The 17,828-nt window shown below is 55.6% G+C and carries 14 protein-coding genes; 2 read left to right on the forward strand and 12 right to left on the reverse strand.

What is annotated here, in order from left to right; genetic code table 11:
• Positions 1–336 precede the first annotated feature (336 nt).
• On the reverse strand, positions 337–1,878 hold the full coding sequence (gene guaA / locus ACESYO_RS11265; RefSeq protein WP_058966444.1) for a glutamine-hydrolyzing GMP synthase: 1,542 nt from the start codon (positions 1,876–1,878) through the stop codon (positions 337–339).
• Between the two features lie 483 nt (positions 1,879–2,361).
• Here guaA and ACESYO_RS11270 point away from each other — a divergent pair, with 483 nt between their 5' ends.
• The gene (locus tag ACESYO_RS11270; RefSeq protein ID WP_058966446.1) at positions 2,362–3,720 is read left to right on the forward strand and encodes a hemolysin family protein; all 1,359 of its coding nucleotides are present in this window, start codon (positions 2,362–2,364) and stop codon (positions 3,718–3,720) included.
• 98 nt (positions 3,721–3,818) lie between these two features.
• Here ACESYO_RS11270 and ACESYO_RS11275 read toward each other — a convergent pair whose 3' ends face one another.
• The 7 genes from ACESYO_RS11275 to ACESYO_RS11305 form a co-directional block, all read right to left on the reverse strand.
• Positions 3,819–4,346 (reverse strand): cob(I)yrinic acid a,c-diamide adenosyltransferase, encoded by a 528-nt coding sequence (locus tag ACESYO_RS11275; protein ID WP_058966448.1) that lies wholly within the window; start codon positions 4,344–4,346, stop codon positions 3,819–3,821.
• Positions 4,343–5,710: an MATE family efflux transporter gene (locus tag ACESYO_RS11280; RefSeq protein ID WP_058966450.1), complete on the reverse strand. Its 1,368-nt coding sequence runs from the start codon at positions 5,708–5,710 to the stop codon at positions 4,343–4,345. Before ACESYO_RS11280 ends, ACESYO_RS11275 begins: the two co-directional genes overlap by 4 nt.
• Positions 5,711–5,894: 184 nt before the next feature.
• Positions 5,895–6,611 carry an ABC transporter ATP-binding protein gene (locus ACESYO_RS11285; RefSeq protein ID WP_058966452.1) on the reverse strand — a complete coding sequence of 239 codons (717 nt, stop codon included), beginning with the start codon at positions 6,609–6,611 and terminating at the stop codon, positions 5,895–5,897.
• Between the two features lie 2 nt (positions 6,612–6,613).
• Positions 6,614–7,375, reverse strand: a complete 762-nt coding sequence (locus ACESYO_RS11290) for an ABC transporter ATP-binding protein (protein WP_058966454.1) — start codon at positions 7,373–7,375, stop codon at positions 6,614–6,616.
• Positions 7,376–7,378: 3 nt separating this feature from the next.
• Entirely contained in the window at positions 7,379–8,473 is a 1,095-nt protein-coding gene (locus tag ACESYO_RS11295; RefSeq protein ID WP_283129155.1) for a branched-chain amino acid ABC transporter permease, read from the reverse strand.
• 10 nt (positions 8,474–8,483) lie between these two features.
• A complete protein-coding gene (locus tag ACESYO_RS11300) occupies positions 8,484–9,365 on the reverse strand; it encodes a branched-chain amino acid ABC transporter permease (protein ID WP_283129154.1) in 882 nt (293 codons plus the stop codon).
• A gap of 219 nt (positions 9,366–9,584) precedes the next feature.
• A complete protein-coding gene (locus ACESYO_RS11305) occupies positions 9,585–10,754 on the reverse strand; it encodes an ABC transporter substrate-binding protein (protein WP_346672098.1) in 1,170 nt (389 codons plus the stop codon).
• Positions 10,755–11,131: 377 nt separating this feature from the next.
• Here ACESYO_RS11305 and ACESYO_RS11310 point away from each other — a divergent pair, with 377 nt between their 5' ends.
• On the forward strand, positions 11,132–11,716 hold the full coding sequence (locus ACESYO_RS11310; protein ID WP_283129522.1) for a xanthine phosphoribosyltransferase: 585 nt from the start codon (positions 11,132–11,134) through the stop codon (positions 11,714–11,716).
• Between the two features lie 115 nt (positions 11,717–11,831).
• Here ACESYO_RS11310 and ACESYO_RS11315 read toward each other — a convergent pair whose 3' ends face one another.
• The 4 genes from ACESYO_RS11315 to ACESYO_RS11330 all read right to left on the reverse strand — a co-directional run bounded on the left by ACESYO_RS11315 (position 11,832) and on the right by ACESYO_RS11330 (position 17,700).
• Complete coding sequence (locus ACESYO_RS11315) at positions 11,832–12,158, reverse strand: YerC/YecD family TrpR-related protein (RefSeq protein ID WP_058966468.1); 327 nt, start codon at positions 12,156–12,158, stop codon at positions 11,832–11,834.
• Between the two features lie 1,740 nt (positions 12,159–13,898).
• Positions 13,899–14,813 carry a translation elongation factor Ts gene (gene tsf, locus ACESYO_RS11320; protein WP_058966472.1) on the reverse strand — a complete coding sequence of 305 codons (915 nt, stop codon included), beginning with the start codon at positions 14,811–14,813 and terminating at the stop codon, positions 13,899–13,901.
• 38 nt (positions 14,814–14,851) lie between these two features.
• Positions 14,852–15,577 (reverse strand): 30S ribosomal protein S2, encoded by a 726-nt coding sequence (rpsB, locus tag ACESYO_RS11325; RefSeq protein ID WP_058967216.1) that lies wholly within the window; start codon positions 15,575–15,577, stop codon positions 14,852–14,854.
• Positions 15,578–15,786: 209 nt separating this feature from the next.
• Positions 15,787–17,700 carry an LTA synthase family protein gene (locus ACESYO_RS11330; protein ID WP_373210044.1) on the reverse strand — a complete coding sequence of 638 codons (1,914 nt, stop codon included), beginning with the start codon at positions 17,698–17,700 and terminating at the stop codon, positions 15,787–15,789.
• Positions 17,701–17,828 lie beyond the last annotated feature (128 nt).

The following is a 17,828-nucleotide window of genomic DNA, read 5'->3' on the forward strand; positions in this document are numbered from 1 at the left end:
AGATAAACCTCTCTGTTCCTAGAATGTGGTTGGCAAACCCACACTCTATTCTACGGGGAGGTTTCTCTTTGTCTAGGTCTAGGGCTAAAGCCGTTTTTATTCCACCAGCTTAGCTGGTGGTTGTCGCTCGCTCAAGCTACCCAATACGAGAAAAAGGCCACCTTTCGGTGACCTTTTTCTTTTCGGATAAATTGACCGCGCATTCGCCAGTCTTTCGATCATTAAAGAATAAATCGAAATTGGGCAAATGCGATCAATCTGCTATCAAAGAGGATTTTCAAGAGCCGCAAACCCAGTGTTTATGCGGGTTTGCGGGCTCTCATATCCACTTTTACCTTATTCGAACTCGATGGTTGCCGGGGGCTTGCCGGTGCAGTCGTACATGACGCGGTTGATATGAGGAACCTCGTTCACGATACGGCTGGTCACCTTGGCGATCAGATCCCAGGGCAGGTAGGCAGGCTCGGCGGTCATGAAGTCGGTGGTGGTCACCGCACGCAGGGCCACAGCGTAATCGTAGGTGCGCTCGTCGCCCATAACGCCCACGCTGCGCATGTTGGTCAGCGCCGCGAAGTACTGGCCTAGGTTCTTGTCCTCACCAGCGGCGGCGATCTCCTCGCGCCAGATGGCGTCGGCATCCTGCACCATCTTGATCTTCTCTTCGGTCACTTCACCGATGATACGGATGGCCAGACCGGGGCCCGGGAAGGGCTGACGGCTCACCAGGTACTCGGGAATACCCAGCTGACGGCCGGCATTGCGCACCTCGTCCTTGAACAGGTCGCGCAGGGGCTCGATGATCTCCTTGAAGTCCACATAATCCGGCAGGCCGCCCACGTTGTGGTGGCTCTTGATCACGGTGCTTTCGCCGCCGGCGCCGCTCTCCACCACGTCGGGGTAGATGGTGCCCTGCACCAGGAAATCCACGGTGCCGATCTTCTTGGCCTCTTCCTCGAATACGCGAATAAACTCCTCGCCAATGATCTTGCGCTTCTTCTCCGGTTCTTCCACGCCCTTCAGCTTGTCGTAGAAGCGCTGGCGGGCGTTCACGCAGATGAAGTTCAGGTCGTAGGGGCCCTCGGGGCCGAACACGCTGCAAACCTCTTCGCTCTCGTTCTTGCGCAGCAGGCCGTGATCCACGAACACACAGGTGAGCTGCTTGCCCACTGCCTTGGCCAGCATAACGGCAGCCACAGAGCTGTCCACACCGCCGGACAGGGCGCACAGCACCTTGCCATTGCCTACCTTGGCGCGGATGGCCTCGATGGACTTCTCCACAAAGGAATCCATGGTCCACTCGCCCTTGCAGCCGCAGACGTTGTACACGAAGTTGGAGAGCATCTTGGTGCCTTCCTGAGTGTGCAGAACTTCCGGATGGAACTGCACGGCGTACAGGTTGCGCTCGGGCCACTCCATGGCAGCCACGGGACAGTTGACGGTGTGGGCACTGATGGTAAAGCCGGGGGCCGCCTTCTCGATGTAATCGTTATGGCTCATCCAGCAGATGGTCTTTTCGCTCACGCCCTGGAACAGCTTGCTGCTGGTATCCACAGTGACCTCGGTCTTGCCGTATTCCCGCTCGGGGGCAACGCATACATGGCCGCCCAGCAGATGCATCATCAGCTGCGAGCCGTAGCAGATGCCCAGCACGGGGATGCCCAGCTCGAACACTTCGGTGCTGATGGAGGGGGAATCCTCCAGATAAACGCTGTTGGGGCCACCGGTGAAGATAATACCGGCGGGCTTTTTCTCCCGGATGGCCTCCATGGCCTTGGTGTAGGACACGATCTCGCTGTAAACGTGGCACTCACGCACACGGCGGGCGATCAGCTGGTTGTACTGGCCGCCAAAGTCCACAACTAAGATGGTTTCTGCCATTGATTTTCCTCCCTTTGCGACTGGTTTGCTTCACAGTTTACCCATGATTATAGCACATCTTTTGGGGCAAGAAAACAGCAAAACCGAAAATTTGCCGGTATTTCGCCGCTTTTTCCGTTTTTCCAGTGCACACAGCGTTTATCTGGCCGATACTGGTAAAAGCGCCCAAAATCGCCCCCATCCTGCGCTTGACAAAGCCACCTCATATCCTGTATTATCTAGGCATTCCCATAAAACCCGAAAAGGAGAGCTTTTGACTTATGGACGACGGCGACCCTGCCCGATGCCCCATTGCAACTGAATCAGACCGGCGATACAAGACACACCTGTTTTCTGCTTTTACGGGAAACGGGCGTGTCTTCTTGCGTTTTCGGCGGATGCTGCGTTAGGATTTCTTCTCCGCTCCGGGACGCCTTCCGCCCCCTGGCTTCCGGCCTGCTTTCATTTTTATCCTGATACACGAAAAAGGAGTTATATTCATTTATGAACCCCATTGTATGGCAGATTTTTCTGCAAATCATTCTGATCGCCCTGAACGCGGTGTTCGCCTGCGCTGAGATTGCCGTGATCTCGGTAAGCGATGCCAAACTGGCCCAGCTTATTTCCCAGGGCGACAAGCGTGCCATGCGCCTTGCCCGGCTTACCAGCCAGCCTGCACGTTTTCTGGCCACCATTCAGGTTGCCATTACCCTGTCCGGTTTTCTGGGCAGCGCCTTCGCGGCGGACAACTTCGCCGGTATTCTGGTGGATGGCCTGCTCCGTCTGGGCGTACCGGTGCCCGCCCAAACCCTGAACGCGGTTTCGGTGGTTCTGATCACCCTGATTCTTTCCTACTTCACTCTGGTATTCGGTGAGCTGGTACCCAAGCGTCTGGCCATGAAAAAAGCCGAGAGTCTGGCGCTGGCCATGTCCGGCATGATCTCGGCGCTGGCCCGGGTGGCCTCGCCCATCGTGTGGGTGCTTACTGCCTCCACCAACTTTGTGCTTCGGCTGTGCGGCCTGGATCCCAACGCCGAGGAGGACGAAGTGAGCGAAGAAGAGATCCGCATGATGGTGGATGCGGGCAGCAAAAAAGGCGTGATCGACCAGGAAGAACGGGAGTTTATCCAGAATGTGTTTGAGTTTGACGACCGCACCGTGGCCGAATTTGCCACCCACCGCACCGAACTGACCGTGCTCTGGCAGGAGGACAGCGACGAGGTTTGGGATACCACCATCCGGGAAAGCCGCTTCGCCAAATACCCGGTGTGCGGCGAGACTGCCGATGATGTGATCGGCGTGCTGAATGTACGGGATTATTTCCGTTTGCAAAACCGCAATCGCGCTCTGGTGATGGAGAAAGCCGTTCGCCCGGCTTACTTCGTGCCCCAGCATCTGCGGGCGGACGTGCTTTTCCGGGACATGAAGCGCACCCGCAATCATTTTGCCGTGGTGTTGGATGAATACGGCGGTGTGACCGGCGTGGTGACCATGAACGACCTGCTGGAGCAGCTGGTGGGTGATCTGGAGGATGACCTGGAAAAGGCAGCCCAGCCGCAGGAAATCGAATCGCTGGCTCCCGGCCGCTGGCGGATTCAGGGCTCCGCGCCTTTGAAAGAGGTAGCCCGCAGCCTTTCGCTGGATTTTACGGAAGAGGTGCTGGATACATACGACACCTTCGGCGGCTTTGTGTTCGGTCAGCTGGGCACAGTACCGGAGGATCAGGCGCATTTTTCCGTCAAGCTGCCGCCGGTGACCATTCACACCGCCCGTGTGCGGGAGCACCGTCTGGAGGATGCGGTGGTAAGCCCTCTGACCCAGCCGGAGCCTACCAAAGCGGATGAGAACGCCGAAAAGGTCTAATTTCTCCGTTCTTATCCTTTCATAAGCAATAACGAAAACGCCCGTGACCTGGCAAACCACACAGGTCACGGGCGTTCTTTGTTTTCTTATCCGATGCTTTAAAACTCCACGCCCTTGCGGCCCGGGATACCCCGGTCAAAGGGATGGCGATGGCAGCGCATTTCAGTGCAGTAGTCCGCCGCATCCAGCAGCCACTGAGCGGGCTCGTGGGCGGTGATCACCAGCTCCAGCCCGGCGGGCTTGTGCTCTACCAGCTGACGCAGGGTATTCATATCCTCCAGCATATCCAGCTGGCAGAGAGAACCTGCCTCATCCAGCACCAGCAGATCCACCTGACCCTCATCCACCAGACGGATGGCCTCGTTCAGCATCTTCTGCTGCACAGCCCGGGCAGCCTGCTTCTCCTCCTCGGTCATTTTAAACACGAACTTCATGGTCTCGGTGCTGCGGATTACTTTGGCGCCCAGCTTTTCCAGCCCGGCAACCTCGCCGCTGGGGTGGCTTTTCAGAAACTGGACCACCACTATCCGCCAGCCATTGCCCAGCGCCCGCAGCGCCAGACCCATGGAAGCAGTGGTTTTGCCCTTGCCGTTGCCGAAGTAAAGATGTGTCAAACGTTCTTTCATGTAGTTTCTCCTTTTTCGTTCCCGGTCAGCACAGATTGCAGCCGGGCACGGTTTTTCCAGTAGTATACAAAGCCCACCGCGTCTGCCAAAAACCAGCCGATGGGAACCGACCACCAGATGCCAACGACGCCGATGGCCGGGATCGCAGAAAGGCCATAGGCCAGAATCACCCGGGTGCCCAGCGAAAGGACAGTGAGCACCACCGACATGCCCGGCTTTTCCATGGCACGGTAAAGGCCGTACAGCAGGAACAGGCAGCCGATGCCGCAATAGAAGCTGCCCTCAATGCGCAGATACTGCACGCCGATGGACAGAATCTCGGTCTCTTCGGGGACCACGAAGATGAGCATCAGCGGCTTTGCGAACACAAATACCAGAACGCTCACCGCCACGCAGAACCCGGCCGAAATGGCCACTGCCCGCCGGATGCCCTTCTGGATACGGTCCGCCTTGCCCGCCCCGTAGTTTTGGGCCACAAAGGTGGAAAAGGCGTTACCCAGATCCTGCGCAGGCATATAGGCAAAGGTGTCAATCTTCACCGCGGCCGCAAAGGCAGACATTACCGCCGGGCCGAAGCTGTTCACCCTGCCCTGCACCATCAGGATGCCGAAGTTCATAATGGACTGCTGCATACAGGTGAGCAGCGAATAGCTGGCCACTTCCGCCAGACGGGCCCGGCCAAAGCGCCAATGCTTTCGCCGTGGCAGCAACTCCCGGGCAGCAAACAGGCTGTACACCGCCAGCCCGATACCGGACAGATACTGGCTGAGCACGGTGGCGAAGGCCGCACCTGCCACGCCCCATTCAAAGCGAAGAACAAACAGCAGATCCAGCCCGATGTTCATCACCGAGGAGATCCCCAAAAAAGCCAGCGGCACTGCCGAGTTCCCCACCGCCCGCAGCATGCAGGCAAAATAGTTGTACAGGAAGGTGGCGGGGATGCCCGCGAAGATCACCAGCAGATACACCCGCATCAGCGCCCAGACCTGCTCCGGCACCTGCAACAAAGCGAGAATGGGATCCACCAGCAGATAAACGCCCACGGTGAGCAGAGCTGCCAGCACACCGATCAGCGAGAAGGACGCCGCCACACAATAGCGCATCCGCTCGCCATCCCGCTGGCCCCAGCAGATGGACACCAGCGCCCCGCTGCCCATGGCAAGGCCAAGCAGAATCGAGGTGAGAAAGATCATGAGGGTGTAGGCCGAGCCCACCGCTGCCAGAGCATTCGCCCCCAGAAAGCGACCCACAATCAGAGTGTCGGCAATGTTATACAACTGCTGCAGCAGGTTGCCCGCAATCATGGGCAGGGAAAACAGAACCAGAGTCTTTGTGATGCCGCCCTGGGTCAGATCTTTCGTCAACGAAAACCGCCTCCATACCAAAACAAAAAGCACTCGCCCCGCGCGGGTCAAAGCCGGACATCTGGGCTGAGTGCTTTTTATTATAGCATACTTTTTCCAGTTGATACAGCGTGATCATAAACAATAAAATCCCCGCTGTGAAACACACAGCGGGGATACAACAGACATCGTTTTCTTTGACCGCTCAGCAGCCCAGATAGGCCTTGCGCACTTCGATGTTGTTGGCCAGCTCGTCGGCGGGGCCTTCCATCTTCACGGTGCCGGTTTCCAGCACATAGGCGCGGTCGGCAATCTCCAGCGCCATCTTGGCGTTCTGTTCCACCAGCAGAACGGTCACGCCGTCCTTGTTCACGTCCTCGATGATCTTGAATATCTCCTTCACCAGCAGGGGCGACAGACCCATGGAGGGCTCATCCAGCAGCAGCATCTTGGGCTTGCACATCAGCGCACGGCCGATGGCCAGCATCTGCTGCTCGCCGCCGGACAGGGTACCCGCCTGCTGCTTGCGCCGCTCTTTCAGGCGGGGCAGGCGGTCAAACACCATCTCCAGATCCTGCGCGATGGCGGAAGCGCCGTCCTTGCGGGTGAACGCACCCATGGACAGGTTCTCCTGCACGGTCAGATGGCTGAACACCCGGCGACCTTCCGGCACCTGGGCCAGGCCCAGCCGGATGATCTTGTGGGCTTCCATCTGACTGATGCGGCTGCCCAGAAAGTCGATGGTACCGCTCTTGGGTTTGAGCAGGCCGGAAATGGCGTGCATGGTGGTAGTCTTGCCGGCGCCGTTGGCGCCGATCAGGGTCACGATCTCGCCCTCGTCCACATGGAACGAGATATCCTTGATGGCATGGATGGAGCCATAGAACACATTCAGATCGCTTACGCGAAGCATCTCACCCATGGTCAGTCACCTCCCAGATATGCCGCAATAACCTTGGGGTTATTGCGGATGGATTCGCCGTTGCCCTGAGCGATGACCCGGCCGTAATCCAGCACATAGATGTATTCACAGATGCCCATCACAAAGTTCATGTCGTGTTCGATGAGCAGAATCGCCACACCGAACTCCTTCTGCACAAACTTGATGGTATTCATCAGTTCCTCACTCTCGCTGGGGTTCATACCGGCAGCGGGTTCGTCCAGCAGCAGCAGCTTGGGATTGGTGGCCAGCGCACGAGCAATCTCCAGCTTCCGCTGTTTACCGTAGGGCAGGCTGGAAGCGGGCAGATTGGCCTCCTTGTCCAGATCAAAGATCTTGAGCAGTTTCATGGCCTTGTAATCCATCTCCTGCTCCTTTTCACGGAAGCCGGGCAGGCGGAAAATTCCCGTCCACATGGAGTACTTGACCTGATTATGCAGACCGATCTTCACGTTATCCAGCACGGTCATCTGGCTGAACAGGCGAATGTTCTGGAAGGTACGGGCAATGCCGGCCTGATTGATCTTGGCCGGTGCCTTGCCGGTGATATTTTTGCCATCCAGAATGATATCGCCCTCGGTGGGACGGTACACGCCGGTAAGCATGTTGAATACGGTGGTCTTGCCCGCACCGTTGGGGCCGATCAGGCCATACAGGTGGCCCTTTTCGATCTTCATATCCAACTGAGCAACCGCCTGCAGACCGCCGAAAGCGATGCCCACGTTCATTACTTCAAGCAGAGCCATGGATCATGCCTCCCCCTTCGTTTGTTTTTTTGCCCGGGCCAGCTTCTGGAACGGGCCGGTGGCGGAGAGCTTTTCCCACACCTGATGACGCCAGGCGACCACCTGGGCGCTCTGGTTGAAGATCATCATAACGATCAGGATCACCGCATAGATCAGCATGCGGTAATCGTTCAGACCGCGCAGCAGCTCAGGCAGCACATACAGAACAGCTGCCGCGATCACCGAGCCGCGGATGTTGCCGATACCGCCCAGAACCACGAACACCAGAACCAGAATGGAGGTGTTGTAGTCGAACTTCTTGGCCGCCAGAGCGGACATATTCAGTGCATACAGCACGCCCGCCATACCGGCCAGGAAAGCAGAGGTGATGAAGGCCATCAGCTTGTACTTGGTCACGTTGATACCGGTGGCCTCGGCAGCGATACGGTTGTCGCGGATGGACATGATCGCACGCCCGGCACGGGAATTGATCAGATTCAGTACCACAAACAGGGTGATCAGCACCAGAATGATGCCGGCGGTAAAGCTGGAGGCTTTGGTCATGCCGCTGATACCGATGGCGCCATTGATGATGACCTCGCCATCCTCACCCATATTCAGAGAGGCAGCATCCTTCATGGAGAAGTGGAAGCCGTTGCTGTCCCACCCCAGGTAGATGGCATTCAAAATATTCTTGATGATCTCACCGAAGGCCAGGGTCACGATGGCCAGATAGTCGCCACGCAGACGCAGCACAGGGATACCGATCAGAAAGCCGAATACACCGGCCATCACGCCGCCAATGAGCATGGCTACCGCCAAGCCCAGAGCGGAAGGCAGGTTCTGCCCCGCGATCATCCAGTATACCGCACCGGAGAAGGCGCCAACGCTCATGAAGCCCGCATGGCCCAGGCTCAGCTCGCCCAGAATACCGACAGTCAGGTTCAGAGAGACCGCCAGCACCACATAGGTACAGATGGGCACCAGCATACCCTGCATGGAGTTGCTCAGCACGCCGCCGCTGGCCAGCAGCTGCATCACCAGATAAAACAGCACCACAATGCCATAGGTGATCAGGTTGCTGCGGGTGGACTTTTTCATGGTTTTCAGGATATTCATAACCGCCACCTCACACCTTTTCACTGATTTTCTTGCCCAGCAGACCGGTGGGACGCACCAGCAGCACAATAATCAGCACTGCAAACACGATGGCATCCGCCAGCTGGGTGGAAATGTAAGCCTTGCTCATGATCTCGATCACGCCCAGCAGGATGCCGCCCACAAAAGCGCCGGGAATGGAGCCGATACCGCCGAATACCGCGGCAGTGAAGGCCTTGATGCCAGGCATGGCGCCGGTGGTGGGCTGCAGAGTGGGATAAGCCGAACACAGCAGCACACCGGCCACTGCCGCCAGCGCAGAGCCAATGGCGAAGGTCATGGCAATGGTGGAGTTTACGTTGATGCCCATCAGCTGCGCCGCACCCTTATCCTCGCTCACGGCCAGCATGGCGCGGCCCATTTTGGTGTTGTTTACAAAGAAGATCAGGCCCGCCATGATAACGGCGCTCACCACAATGGTCACTATGGTCTCGCCGGAGATAACCAGCCGGCCGCCTGCCAGCTGCACCGGAGCCAGACCCACCACAGAGGTGAAGGACTTGGGATCCGCGCCCCAGATCAGCAGCGCCAGATTCTGCAGCAGGTAGCTCACACCGATGGCGGTGATCAGAACCGCCAGCGAAGAGGCGCTGCGCAGCGGCTTGTAGGCAAACCGCTCGATCACAATGCCCAGCAGCGTGCACAAAGCCATGGAAATGATAATGGCCAGCAGCGGCGGCATGCCCATCTGGTTCACCGCAATGAACACGATGTAGCTGCCCACCATGATCACATCACCATGGGCGAAGTTCAGCATCTTGGCGATGCCATACACCATGGTGTAGCCCAGGGCGATGATGGCATACACACTGCCCAGGCTGATACCGTTGATTAAGTAGGACAGAAATTCCATACTCGATTCCCCTTTTTTCGCGGCGGCGGACCGGTGCATGCCTACACCTGTCTGCCACCACCGCACAGAATATATGGATTATTATAGCACTGCTGTAAAGTGCGCACAAGAATCCCGCAGCATTTTCTGCCGGATCTTGCCGGATTTTTGAATAAAAAAGGGCTGCTGCGCCCCCGGCGAGCAGCCCTTTCAGCACCGGACCAGGCCGGACTGTTTGAATTACATTGCGGTGTAAGCGCCGTTCTGAATCTTAACGGCACGAGGAGCCTTGTTCACTTCGCCGGTGGCTTCCCACTTCATGCCCTCACCGGTCAGACCGTCCACAGTGATCTGAGTCATGGCAGCTTTCAGTGCATCGCAAACAGCGGAAGCGTCCATATCAGCGGTTACGCCGCCCTGCTCGCAGGCAGCCAGGATGGTGTATACGCCGTCGTAAGCGTCAGCAGCAAACTGGTTGGGAGTCTCGCCGTACTTCTCTTCATACTTGGAAACGAAGTTCTGGGTCTTTTCGTCCTGCGCGTCGGCAGCGAAAGGAGTCAGCAGCATTACGCCCTCGAACAGAGAGGTATCCGCGCCTTCGATGGTCAGCAGGCCATCCAGACCGTCACAACCGAATACGGAAGCGGTGCAGCCCTGCTTGTTCATCTCCTGGATAATCAGGTTGGCTTCGCTGTAGTAGATGGGCAGGAACACCAGCTCAGCGCCGGAGCTCTTGGCTTTCTGAACCTGCACGGAGAAATCGGTCTTGTTGTCGGCGGTGAAGGCCTCGTCGGCTACGATCTCCAGGCCCTTGGTAGCAGCCTCTTCCTTGAACTTGTCGTGGATGCCGGAAGAATAGGCGTCGGAGCTGTCGTAGATGATGGCAATCTTGGTGGCCAGGCCGTTCTCAGCGATGTAGTCTGCGGAAGCAACGCCCTGGTTGGGGTCGGTGAAGCAGACCTGGAAAGCATTGTCCTCCTTGATGACGTCTACCGCAGAAGCGGAAGGAGTCAGCAGGAACATATTGTCAGCAGCAGTCTCGGGCGCTACGGTCAGGCAGGGCTGAGTGGTAACGGTGCCCAGCAGAGCCTGCATGCCCCAGTCCTTCAGGTTGTTGTAAGCGTTCAGGGACTTTTCGGGGTCGTTTTCATCGTCCTGGAAGTTCAGTTCGAACTGCAGGCCGCCCTGTGCGTTAATTTCTTCCACAGCCAGCTCGGCGCCATTCTTAACAGCGTTGCCGTAGATTGCAGCGCCACCGGTCAGGGGGCCGATGCCACCGATCTTAATGGCTGCCCCGGAGGCAGTGCCGGAAGCGGTGGATGCTGCACCGCTGGTGCTGGATGCGCCGCCACAAGCAGCGAAGCTGAATGCCATTGCGGCCGCAAGGACCAAACTCATTGCTTTTTTCATGTGGATTCTCCTCCGATCTTCCCCCGCACACCCCTTATGCGTTTTCTGTGGGGGGAATTTTTTGCTTTTCTAAATTATACGGACATCAGTGCAAAATTGCAATTCGCTATTTTCACATACTTTTTATCGTTGTAAAGCGTAAACGTAGTGATAATGCACAGTATTCTTTGTTTTTTTGGACAAACAAAACTGTTCGTTTGGCAATTTGTAATGCTTTCGTTATTATTATTCTGCTAAAAAGCCGTTTTTTCGGCAAAAAAGAGCGTTTTAAGCATTGCAAACCCTTCGCTTTTCTGTATAATAGGTGTATTACCTTTTTCCGTGTGTGCATTTTGCCCGCGGTGGGGATACTTTTGTGTAGGGAGCGTTATGAAAGTATGAAACTGCTGGAAGAGCGAATTGTAAAGGACGGTCAGGTCCGCCCGGGCAATATTATTAAGGTGGATTCCTTTTTGAACCATCAGCTGGATGTGAACCTGCTGGACGAAATCGGCAAGGAATTCTATCGTATTTATAAAGACGACGGGATCAACAAAATCCTGACCATTGAGGCTTCCGGCATCGCCATTGCCTGCATGACCGCCCGTTACTTTGATGTGCCGGTGGTCTTTGCAAAAAAAGCAAAGAGCAAAAATCTGGACGGCGAAGTCTTTACTTCCACCGTGCATTCCTTTACTTACGGAAAAGATTACGATATTACCCTGGCCAAAAAGTTCCTGGGCCCCGAGGATCGGGTGCTGATTCTGGACGACTTCATGGCAGTGGGCAAAGCAATGCATGGTCTGCTGGATGTATGCGAGCAGGCCGGCGCTACCGTGTGCGGCATCGGCATCACCATTGAAAAGGGCTTCCAGAGCGGTGGCGATTCCCTGCGTGCAGCGGGCTACAAGCTCACCAGTCTGGCCATTGTGGAAGGCGTGGATGAAGAAGGCAATATCATCTTCCGCCCCCAGGAGGACTGAGGAATTTTTCTCTGCTGCACGGAGTGATTCTCCGAAGCGGCAAACCGCAAAAAATAAAAAGAACACCCGGCTTGCTCCGGGTGTTCTTTTTTGTACTTATCAGGAACCTGTCCGCTTATTCAGCAGCCGCTTCGCCTTCCGGCTGGGCATTCTGCTGCACACGATCGATAATCAGCTCGTAGCCGCCGTTGCCATACTGGATGCAGCGGTTAATACGGCTGATGGTAGCCGTGCTGATCTCCACGCTCTTCACGATCTGCTCATAGGTCTTGCCGTCCAGCAGCATCTTCGCAGCCTCCAGGCGCTGAGCCATATCGGCCAGCTCCTTCATGGTACACAGATCTTCGAAAAAGGTATAGCACTCTTCCATGCTCTGCAAAGAAAGGATGGCCTCGAACAACGCGGTGGTCGCGGGGTTTCTCAGATGATTCTTGTCAGCCATTACGCACCTCACAATTGCTTTCTTGTTTTATTTGACTAAAGTGTATCACATAAAATCCCAAAAAGCAAGCCCGCATCATGGAATTTTTACGTTAATTTACACAAAACTTTTGCTCATTTTGCCCAGTGGTAACGGGCAAAAAAACAGAGCCTGCCCCGCCTTCTTCAAACGGACGGCTCTGCTGTCTTATGAGCAGGAATTATTTTAGCACGACTTTTTGCCAATTGCAAGTGATTTGGTCGAATTAACACTTTATTATTGCAAATTAGTACATTGCAACAATGTGTATGTGCCAAAAGGACAAAAATTCCAATAAAAAATGGATCCGAAACGTTTTTCTCCTGTTACAGGCTCCGATCCGGATGCAGCTCACCCCCGGCAAATTACCTGGTCAGCCCTGCTCTTGCGCATGCCGTTCCGGCTTTTTCTCTCCTTTCGCCCGCTTCCGGCGTAGAAGAGAAAACTACGCCCTGCTTTTGTAAACTGGCCCCTCAATCAAAACCACCGGCTTAGCCGGTGGTTTGAGTAAGCCCTATAAGGGCATTATACTAGCAAAGCCCCTTAAGGGGCCACGAAAAATTCTGCCATCTGCATTTCTTGCCCTACGGCTCGTAAACGAGCAAAATCCCAAAACCATATTTTCTCTCTATATGGTAGGCAATTAGTTTGTCATCTCGCTTCGCTCGCAAACTAAATGCTAAAGCAAGTAATTCGCACCAGCGTAGCTGGTGGTTGCTTTACACTCAATGCAAAAAAGAGCGGTGCTCATTATGAGCACCGCTCTTTCACAGCTGTTGCCGGCCCTTTTGCGTTTGACTCGCGATGTGCGACTTAAAAACACCGCGAACGCCGGGCCGAAGCCGTTTTATTTACAATCGAATCGCCGCGCAGCACCGCTCCGCCTGTTCTCCCAAAGGCTTGCGCCCACAAAAACGGAACCGGCGCCACATGCGGCAGGATGAAAGCGATTGGTTGCGCCCCAACGGGGCAGAAATCAGCCAGATGTGAACGTTTCTCACATGTTGTCCAAGAGTGACGTCTAGTTTGTCCAAAGGCCAGAATGCCCTTGTAATACCTCGCAAAGAAAGAATAGCGGAGTCGAAGGAAGTAAATAAAGAAGGGAGCGCGAGGAAAAACAAGGGTAAATGGGCAGCCGGCAGAAGGAAAGAGAGCCGGGGGCCGAAGGAAAAACGAGGTGCAAATGAAAGAGGTAAGCTTCGAGGCTTCTCAAAGGCTCAGAGAGAGAAGGAAGAAAGCTAAGAGGAGGTTAAAAGAGGAAATGGGGAAAGGGTTGTGCAGCGCCAGAGAGGGAGCGGTGGTGTAGGGGGCACCAGCTAACCTCCTGGGCTGCTTCAAATCCCCAAAAAACCGCGAAAAGCGGTAATTGGTGGTGATAGCAGGGTATCTTAGACAATAAAAAAAGAGAGAGAAATGCTCCTCACGGAACACTTCTCTCTCTCTCGGTTATTCCAAACTGCCTCTACAAGGCAATCTGTGTTCTGATTCCTGTTATCCCTGTCAATGTCGAAACTCAGTTTTCTCTATTTTGGGCTTTTTCTCCCCAGTGCGCGACTTAAACACCGTGGAACCCATCAGATTTACCGGTTTCTGTTGCCTTCTTCCTCGACTTTTAATGGTTCACTCTGTTCTCCCATGGGTTTTCACCCTCAAAGTAACCCTGTCTTTGGACAAATTAGGCGTCATTCTTGGACAATCTGGATATTTCTGAACAAGACTGGCTTATTTCATCATGCTGGCAACTTCAGCAGCGAAGTCGTCGGACTTCTTCTCCAGGCCCTCGCCCTTCTCGTAGCGAGCGAACTTGGTGATCTTGATCTCGCCGCCCAGCTCCTTGGCCACCTTATCGGTGTACTTGGCAACGGTCAGGTCGTTATCCTTAACGAACTCCTGATCCACCAGGCAGTTCTCCTTGTAGAACTTGCCGATGCGGCCCAGAACCATCTTCTCCTTGATGGCGTCGGGCTTGTTGGCGTTCTTGGGATCGTTGGCGATCTGAGCCAGCAGGATCTCCTTCTCCTTCTCGATTACCTCGGCGGGCACGTCAGCCTCGCACAGGTAGCCGGGGTTGGCAGCAGCGATCTGCATGGCAATGTCCTTGCCGTAAGTCTCGAACTCGGGCTTCGCAGCGATCTCATCGCTGGTATCGAAGCCAACCAGAACGGCATGGGTGCCGCCGGCATGGATGTAGGCAGCGCATACACCTTCGTAACGCTCGAAACGACGGATCTTGATGTTCTCGCCGATGACCAGGATCTTCTCCTTCAGAGCAGCCTCAACGGTATCCTCGCCCATCTTGCAGGCCAGCAGAGCTTCCACATCAGCGGGGTTCTGCTCGGCAACAACATTGGCAACGTCCTTTACGAAGGTCTGGAACATATCGTTCTTGGCAACGAAGTCGGTCTCGGCGTTCACCTCAACCACAACGCCCACCTTGCCGCAGACAGTGGCGTAAACCATGCCCTCGGCAGCGATGCGGCCAGCCTTCTTCTGAGCGGCGGCCAGGCCCTTCTCACGCAGGTACTCAACAGCCTTGTCAAAATCGCCGCCGGACTCGGTCAGAGCCTTCTTGCAATCCATCATGCCGCAGCCGGTCTGCTCGCGCAGATTCTTAACGTCTTGTGCAGTAAAAGCCATTTTGATTATCCCCTTTCGTTATCGGTGGAAAATGGTGCTCAGGCCTCGGCAGCCTCAGCGGTCTCCTCAGCGGCGTTCTGCTCGCCCTGACGGCCTTCCATCACAGCGTCAGCCATGGCGCCGGCGATCAGCTTAACAGCACGGATCGCGTCGTCGTTACCGGGGATCACGTAGTCGATCTCGTCGGGGTTGCAGTTGGTGTCGACGATCGCAACGATGGGGATGTTCAGCTTGCGGGCCTCGGCCACAGCAATGCGCTCCTTGTGGGGGTCAACGATGAACATCGCCTTGGGCAGGCCGTGCATGTTCTTCACACCGCCCAGGAACTTCTCCAGCTTCTCGATCTCCAGCTCCAGCTTGGCAACTTCCTTCTTGGGCAGCAGATCAAAGGTGCCGTCCTCGCTCATCTGGCGCAGCTGCTCCAGGCGGTCGATGCGCTTGCGGATGGTGCGGAAGTTGGTCAGCATACCGCCCAGCCAACGAGCGTTCACATAGTGCATGCCGCAGCGGGTAGCCTCGTCCTTAATGGACTCCTGAGCCTGCTTCTTGGTGCCGACGAACAGGATCTCGCCGCCCTCGGAAGCAACCTCGCGAACAAAATTGTAAGCCTCGTCCAGCTTCTTAACGGTCTTCTGCAGGTCGATGATGTAGATGCCGTTACGCTCGGTGAAGATGTACTTCGCCATCTTGGGGTTCCAGCGACGGGTCTGATGACCGAAGTGCACGCCGGCTTCCAGAAGCTGCTTCATAGATACTACTGCCATGTTTAAATCCTCCAAAAAATTGTTTTTACCTCCGCATTGCATGCATGATCTCCCACCCTTGCGGGCACAGGGGAACAAAGCAATGCGTGTGTATTGCCGGTATAGTATACCACAAGGGATGCGGGAATACAAGCACTTTTTTCGTATTTTCCCGTTGAAATTCCAATAAAAAGGCGGCGAAAGCCCTGTGTGCCTCCGCCGCTCCTTTTCTATTCATTTTCCAGGGCGTATTCCTGGCCGAACATCAGATCATATTGCAGCATCCAGTGCTCGTCGAACCACTGACTCTGCTCGTCGGTCAGTTCCTCGGTATCGGCGGAACCGTCCGGCTGGATGGTCACGCCGTGGGTACGGCTGCGATAAGCCGACAGTTGATCGATCAGATGATCAAACAGTCCCGGCTGTTCCAGACCGTACAGTTCAAAGGTTACCGGACTGATGTTGTAGGCTGCCACCGTGCCGATGTCCACCGGTTCGTCCCAGTAGTTGGACCAGATCAGCAGCGGCATCTTGTGCAGTTCCGGCGCCTCGCTGTTGGATGCAGAGGAGTAGCCAGTGGCGGTGTAAACCTCATAACCGCTTCCGATGGGATTGTAGTGATCGCCCCAGAACACCAGGATCACAGGTTCGTCCACCTGAGAGAAGTAATCGGTAAGCTCGCCCAGCATGGCGTCCGCTTCCTTTACGCCGGTGGCGAAGTCCCGCAGCGCGCCCAGCGTCTTTTCGCTGATTCCCTCGGGAGCGCTCACAATATCCACCAGTTCCTCTTCCGGATAGTTGCCCTCGTTGTAGCTGGTGTGATTCTGCATGGTCACTGCGTGCATGAACAGCGGCGTATCCGTATCCCGTTCTTCCCATTCCTGAATGATGCGGCGGGTCATCTCCGCATCGGTCACAAGGCCGCTTTTCCACTCGGTAAAGCGCTTCTTCTCCGGGTTTTCAAAATCCTCCAGCGAGATGAATTCGTCAAAGCCCAGATTCGGGTAAGCGGTGTTACGGCTCCAGAACTTGGCGTAATAACAATGGATTGCCTGGGTGGCGTAGCCCTGTTCCTTTAAATAGGAAGCGATCGAGAACATGGGCCGGGTTACATGCTGCTGGAAGGGCTTGCATCCACTGGGCAGAAACTCCATCGAGTAGCCGGTAAGCGCCTCAAACTCCACGTCGCAGGTGCCGCCGCCGAAGCTGGGGCTGTAAGCCTTGCCATAAGCGGCGCTTTCCATCAGCCGGTGAAGATTGGGGGTGACCTCCTGATCGAACTCCACCCCGTATTCCTCCAGCTCGGCCACATCCCAAAAGGATTCGTTCATCACAAAAATGATGTTGGGCTGCTTCACGGCCCCATCACCCTCGTTTTTGTAGCTGCCCGCAAACTCCGGGCCCAGATCCTGACTGGCAGCCTTATCCAGAATCTCCTGCACCGCTTCCTCGCTGTATCCTTCGGGTTTATCCACCTGCAGGTTCTGAATATTGGTCAGAAAGCCGGCGATAACGCCATAATTGCGGTAGTAACGGTTCTGCATCCACATATCCGGCGTGATCCCCACCAGCTGGGAAACCGTGGGATTGATGAATACGCCAAACACCAGCACAAGCGCACCCGCTGCAGGAATTCCCGCGGCCAGCGCCCTTGTGCGGAGTGCGGTTTTAGGCTCCCGAATAAAGCAGGCCAGCACAAACAGCACGGCGAAAATTACCCCGCTGACCCACATGGAGGTCTGCAGCTCCAGACCGGCCTTTCCCATCACATCGCTGGCTTCCGAAACCTGAGACAGATCCCAGGGAAAGAACGGCTCGCCCCGCAGCTTCAGCTTATAATATGTAACCGCCGCCGGGATGCAACCCAGCGCCCCGGTGACCAGAACCGCCAGCGGATGCAGCCGTGTGGCTCTGGCCAGGGCCTGATAAATACAGCCCAGCAGCAGCCAGGTGAGCAAGAATGCCGGCAGGTGCGGCAGAACATTCTCGGTGAGCACTTCCGGGGTAAACTCCTCACCCCGATGGATCCATTCGGTGCACACAAGGGTGATCAGGCTTACAATCGGAGCCATAACCAGCCGCAGTGCACTCAACCGCCGGATTACTCCGGAAAGGTATGATGGTTTTGTTTTGACGTCTTGCAACGAATTGTTCCTCCTTTGGCCGGGCACACCGCCTGTACCGGTGCCCTTCCCCGCGCTTCGATGTTTCTGTTTACTTTGCTGAAAAAGAAAACGAAACAACAGCGGTATTTTTTTCATTTCCCGGGCAA

This window comes from Allofournierella massiliensis (assembly GCF_964241245.1).
GTDB classification, from domain to species: Bacteria; Bacillota; Clostridia; order Oscillospirales; family Ruminococcaceae; genus Allofournierella; species Allofournierella massiliensis.